Origin of the sequence: Bartonella sp. AA9NXGY, from assembly GCF_042196845.1 — a bacterium.
In the GTDB taxonomy this organism is placed as follows: Bacteria; Pseudomonadota; Alphaproteobacteria; order Rhizobiales; family Rhizobiaceae; genus Bartonella.
The window spans coordinates 1-6,462 of the sequence record NZ_JBHIRB010000036.1; the positions used below are offsets into that span (position 1 = coordinate 1).

Annotated in this window: 2 protein-coding genes; both read left to right on the plus strand. The window is 38.5% G+C overall.

The features are described from left to right. A partial coding sequence (locus ACFIM6_RS09260; protein WP_375612593.1) for a Vomp family autotransporter occupies positions 1 to 1,551 on the plus strand: 1,551 nt, incomplete at its 5' end. A gap of 817 nt (positions 1,552 to 2,368) precedes the next feature. Continuing rightward, positions 2,369 to 6,462 (plus strand): hypothetical protein (locus tag ACFIM6_RS09265; RefSeq protein ID WP_375612594.1); only part of this gene is annotated, 4,094 nt, incomplete at its 3' end.

Here is a 6,462-nt window from a genome sequence, read left to right on the forward strand (position 1 = left end):
AAGACTACAGCACCCGTTTCCCTCCATAATGTTAAAGATGGGAAAATTGCTGAAGATTCGCATGATGCGATCAATGGGAACCAAATTAATAAAATATCTGGAGATATAGCAAATTATTTTGGTGGTGGTGCCTCGTTCGAAAATGGTGCTTTTAAAGGACCAAACTATAGTTTATCTGTTATTGTTGAAGATGGTCAGGTGGCAAAAGCCAATTATCATGATGTTGGCTCAGCTTTGAGTGGTCTCGATGCAAATGTGAAGAGTGTGAATAGTCATCTCACGAATGTGGTCAATAATTTTACACAAAAAATCAATGATATTACACAAGAAGTCAAAGGGGATGCTTTGTTGTGGAGCAATGATGAGCAGGCATTTGTAGCACAGCATGGAGCAGACAAAGAAAATAGCAAAATTAAGTTTCTTGCTAATGGAGATATTTCTGAAGATTCAACCGATGCTATAAATGGTTCGCAACTTTATTTGATGAGTAATCAGCTTGCTGCATATTTTGGTGGTGGCGCTGGCTATAATAATGGAGAATGGACTGCTCCTACTTTCAAGATAGCACAATTCAAGGCTGACGGGAGCTCTGGTGAAAAGAAGGATTATCATAACGTTGCCAGTGCTTTTGACGGCGTAAGTGAGAGTATGTCTAAGATAAACGACCGTATTCAAAGTGTTGAAAACAATGTCTCGTCCAATGGTTTAAATTGGAATGAGCAGAAAAAAGCTTATGACGCTAGCCATGATGGTCAACCAAGTAAGATTATCAATGTAGCAGATGGTAAAATTGCAGAAGGTTCAAAAGATGCAGTCAATGGTGGACAGCTTTGGGAAACCAACGAACGTATCACTGGCGTTGAAAAAGATATTAAGCATATTGAAAACAGAGTCGACAATATTTCCACTACGGTTACGAATATTGGTGAAACGGTTTTCAATATTGAAGACAGAGTTGATAATATTGAGAACACGGTTAATAATCTTTCTGATGGTGCAGTTAACTATGATAAAGATGCTGATGGTAAAAAAACCAATAAGATCACTCTAAAAGGTGGCAACGAAAGTGAACCTGTTATGATTGATAATGTTGCCAATGGTCGCATTGAACAAGGTTCGAAAGAAGCGGTGAATGGTGGTCAACTACATGATTACACTCAGCAACAGATGAAAATTGTTCTCGATGATGCAAAAAAATATACGGATAGTCGGGTGGATAATATTGTTATTAATGCCATTGATGATGCTGTTGATCGGTCTGACCGATATACAGATATGAAGTTTAATATTTTAAGTTATGATATTAAGAGCGTACGGAAAGAGGCAAGGCAAGCAGCCGCCGTTGGTCTAGCAGTATCCAACCTACGTTACTTTGACGAGCCGGGATCTTTGAGTGTCTCATTTGGTAGCGGCACATGGCGTGGACAATCCGCATTTGCTCTTGGTGCTGGTTATACATCTGAAAACGGAAAAATCCGCTCTAATCTCTCTGCCACGAGTGCTGGTGGTCATTGGGGCATAGGTGGTGCAATTACTCTGAAAATAAAATAATACGAACAACGAAAATAGAACAAAACATCCACCCTTATTTATTGAAATAAGGGTGGATGTTTTTTTTACAGACGCACAGTATTTATCTAGAGATAAGCATAATATTTGATGAGGCTATAAACTGTGAGGTTTTATAGAAGATTTTCTATATTTTGTTGAAAAAAGATCACAGTAGAATCCATATTGCTAAAAAGTTATATTTTTATGTTGCTATTTTCTTGAACAGCCTATAGCTGTATGGGAATGTATATTAGTAAGACTCATTTTGATAAAATAATTCAAAGGGGGAAAAGTAGTGCGTAAAGATAAAAGGTACACCACGGGACCGCGCATATATCATTATATGATATATTAAAAAGAAAAAATCCAACTAAAAAGCCAGTTATCCAAGGAAAATTATATTCCGGACATATTACAATTTCTTTTTACTTTACTTATTATTAACAAAACCATGCTTTCTAATAAAAATAAAGTCTATAATTAGGAAAATACATACTAAAACCTAGTACAAAGGATTTTATAGTAACCACTACCAAGTAAAATGTAATATTAAATATAAAGACCCCTTTTTAGTTAGAAAAAAAGCACACTAAAAAACTTAGACTCTAAATGTGTCATCTTTATGTCCACAAAACATAATCAAAAAGACAAACATTTAGGTCTCAATACAGAGAGCGCAAACAAAACAAAAGACTCAAAATGTTCACACTCTAAGCAATAATCGTCTACTCTGAATTCCAAAGAGATCAATAATGCTAAAATGTGTCTTTTTTATGTTTTGGAGGTGTTTTTAAGTTTTTTCATTGGAGAGTTTGTTATGAAAAAATTATATGCCCCACAAGCAGCGAGTGAATTAAAACGTTCTCGTTTTTCTTTTGTTAAAGTTCTTTCGTTGGCTATAGCGGCTACATTCTTATCGAATGTTACGCCTGTTTTTTCAGCAAATCCTGATTTTAGAAACACATTTCTTGAAGGTGTAAAAAATGCCGGTGTGTCTTATCCACAAAGCCTTCTCTCTGTTGCTGGTTTGAATGCTTCTGAAGATTATGCAAATTTTTTAACCAAAACCCTTTTTGGTAAGAGCGATAAGAGTTCCATAATAAATGTTTTGACAGAAGGTAGCCGTTCTGCGCGAGTTGGAAATGTTGATGATAAGAAAGCGCCACAGCTTACAAGAATAGCGGTTAACGATAAAAGCATGAGTGCGGATAATATTGCCGTGCGAAAATTGCCAAAAACATTTGTTAAAAAAGGGTGGATGCTGCCTGTTGAGGACGATAATAGTGATGATATTTTGCTGTCTGGCGTTAATAGTTTAGCAAGGAGGGTGAGTACGTATGCAGCTAATGATGATATAAAAATAGGAAACAATCAGAATGCGAATGCCATTAATATTATTGCTATTGGTAACGGCATACAGACATATTCACAAAGTAATCTGTTTGAAGGTGTTACTATTGTTGGCAACAGCACGAAAGACTACGCTTCTGCTGCCACCATTGTTGGTGCATGGGCAGAAGTGAAAGAATCGGGCGGTGTTGCGCTAGGTTACAATTCTGTCGCCGATAGGGCTAGAGGTGTTTTTGGCTATTCTCCTAATAAGAAAGCGAATGCAACAGGTACTGACATTCAATGGAAGAGTGTTTATGGTGCCGTGAGTGTTGGTAATCTCAGCGAGAAGGGAACGCGACAAATTATAGGGGTAGCAGCTGGTTCTGAACTGACTGATGCAGTAAATGTTGCGCAGATAAAGTCATTACAAAATTACGTAGATAAAGGTTGGCAGCTGTCTGTTGGTGGTGCAGATGCTACAACTATCGGTATAGAGAGCAAGATCGATTTATCAGCGGCAAGTGAAAATCTTCAAATTAGCAAAGGCAAAGATGACAATAATATAAAATTTGATCTAGCCAAGGATATTGCAGTCAATAAAGTAACTGCAGGAAGCAATACCCTAGATGCAACAGGCTTAGTGATTGCCAATGGTCCGAAAATAACCACCGGAGGTATTGATGCTGGAGGTAACAAGATAACTGGAGTGGCAACGGGTACTGAAAGCACCGATGCGGTGAATTTTGGACAACTGAAGGAAATAAAAGAACAAGTAGCAGCCAGTAGTTTTATTAAACAAGATGCGCAGACGAAATATATCACCATTGGTAAGGATACAGATGGCGATAAAATCACGATTGCCAATAAAGATAATAAGACCAGAATTCTTTCTGGCGTTGCATCTGGCACGGACGAGACTGATGCCGTGAATGTTGCGCAGTTAAAAGCTCTAAAAAACTCTATAACTTCAAGTTGGGATCTCTCTGTTGATGGTGCAGATACGACAAGTGTTGATTCAACCAACCCAATGGATTTGGCAGCTGGAAGTAGCAACTTAAATATTACAAAAGGCAAAGAGGACAATAAGGTAAAATTTGATTTAGCAAAGGACATCACACTAGAGAGCATAAAGGCAGGTACAAATACCTTAGACGCAACAGGCTTAGTTATTACAGGTGGTCCGAAAATAACAACTGGTGGTATTGATGCTGGCAATAAAGAGCTAAAAGGCGTTAAAGATGGGGCGCTCTCAGTAGGATCGACAGAAGCGGTAAATGGTTCACAACTTTTTGCAACAAATAATGAAATTGCTGATGTGAGAGACAGTATTCTTGTTAAGCAAGAAGAAGGGATGGCGTTAAGTCGCAGTTTCCGTGCTGAGGGATCAGGTGTTATCACCATTGGGAAAGGAACTGGTGGTACTGAAATCAGCATTCTGAATAAAGATAATGGGGCAAGGAAAATTTCCGGTCTATTAGGTGGCGCTCTCAGTGCAAATTCAGATGAAGCAGTCATTGGTTCTCAGTTGTTTACTACAAATCAAAATGTTACAACTGTAACAAGTGATCTCAAAACAGCATCTGAGAATGTAGTCAAATATTTTGGTGGTGGTGCTAGTTATAAAGATGGCGCTTGGACAGCCCCTACATTCAAGCTTAAAACCTTCACAGCTGATGGTAAAGAAGATGGTTCAAAAGACTATCGCGATGTAGGCTCTGCTTTTGCAGGAATTGATACGAACTTCATAAATGTAAACAAACATCTGAATACTGTTGTTAATAATTTTAATGACAAATTAAACGATATTAATAAAGAATTTCAAGGCGATGCCTTATTGTGGAGCAAAACTGATAAAGCCTTTAGTGCTATGCACGGAGAGGGGAAAGACAGAAGTTCAGGTAAAATTAAAAATCTTGCACCAGGTGATTTAACACAAAGCTCAGAAGAAGCCGTGAATGGTGGACAGCTGTATATAGTGGGTACCCATTTAGCTAATTATCTTGGTGGCGGTGCTGACTTTGGAAATGGAAACTCAGAAGGTCCTACTTTTAAGATTAAAACTTTCGATACTGATGGAGAGGAAAAAAGTGAGACTTATCAGAATGTAGCTGATGCGTTTGAGGGTGTTAATACGGCTCTCACGACTGTTCAGAATAAATTGACTGAACAGGTTAATAATGTGATTACCAAAGTGGAAAGCGAGAGCTTTGTTCAGCAAGATAAGACAACGCATCGTCTCACTATTGGTGCAAAAGTAGGTGGCGCAGAAATCAATATTGCAAATGAAAGCGGTGCGGATCGGATAATTTCTGGTGTTGGGGAAGCAAAGAACAATAATGACGCTGTTAACAAAAGCCAGCTTGATAGAAATATCAAGAATATTAATGATAATGTGACAAATAAGTTTAGCGAACTTACTACAAACATAACGAATATTACTCAGCAAGTTAAAGGTGATGCTTTGTTATGGAGCAAGGAAGCTAATGCCTTTGTAGCACGTCATGAAAAGAGCAAAGAAGAAAAAGGCAGAGCTGTAGCCACTCAAGATAACAGCAAAATTACGTTTCTTTTAGATGGTGATGTTTCTAAAGATTCAACGGATGCTGTCACGGGTGGACAGCTTTATTCGCTGAACGAACAACTTGCAACCTATTTTGGTGGAGGTGCAGGTTATGATAAAGAGGGCAAATGGAAAGCTCCAAGTTTTAAGGTTAAGACAGTTAAGGATGATGGTAACTCTGAAGAGATAGACTATGGCAATGTGGCGGATGCTTTGGCTGGAGTTGGTAATTCTTTCACAAATATTAGAAATGAGATCAGCAAAGAGATTAATAATGAGATTGCCAATGTGAAAGGTGATAGCCTTGTTAAGCAGGATAGGATGGGTCTTATTACTATTGGTGCGGAAAGAGGCGGCAATAAAATCAATATTTTAAATCGAGATGGTGATGCTCGAATTCTTTCTGGTGTTAAGGCAGCGCAAAATGGGGACGAGGCAGTCAATAAAGCGCAGCTTGATGCAAGTCTGAAGGATCTTTCCAGCAGCCTTCAGTCTGATGATTCAGCAGTGGTTCTCTACGATAAAAAAGAAGACGGAATAGTTGACTATAGCAGTGTGACTTTAGGTAAAGGTAAGGATGCAGGACCAGTTGCACTTCATAATGTCAAAGATGGTGTCATTGGTGAGAGTTCATATGATGCGATTAATGGTAGTCAGATCAATACAATTTCTCAGGATTTAGCTAAGTTTCTTGGTGGAGAAGCATCCTTTAAAGAGGGTGTTTTTACAGTTCCGACTTATAAAATCTCTAATGTTTCTGACGATGGTACAGTAACGACTAATTCACATAACGATGTTGGTAGCGCCTTTGCGGGTCTTGATACGAGTGTCAAGAATGTGAACACTCATCTGTCTAATGAGGTCAAAAAGTTTGATGAAAAACTAAGTAATATTACGCAAGCAGTTCAAGGCGATGCATTGTTATGGGGCAAGACTAAAGGTGCGTTTGTAGCGACGCATGGGGACAATAAAGAGAACAGCAAGCTTACATCACTTGCAGCTGGCTCTATAGTATCAGG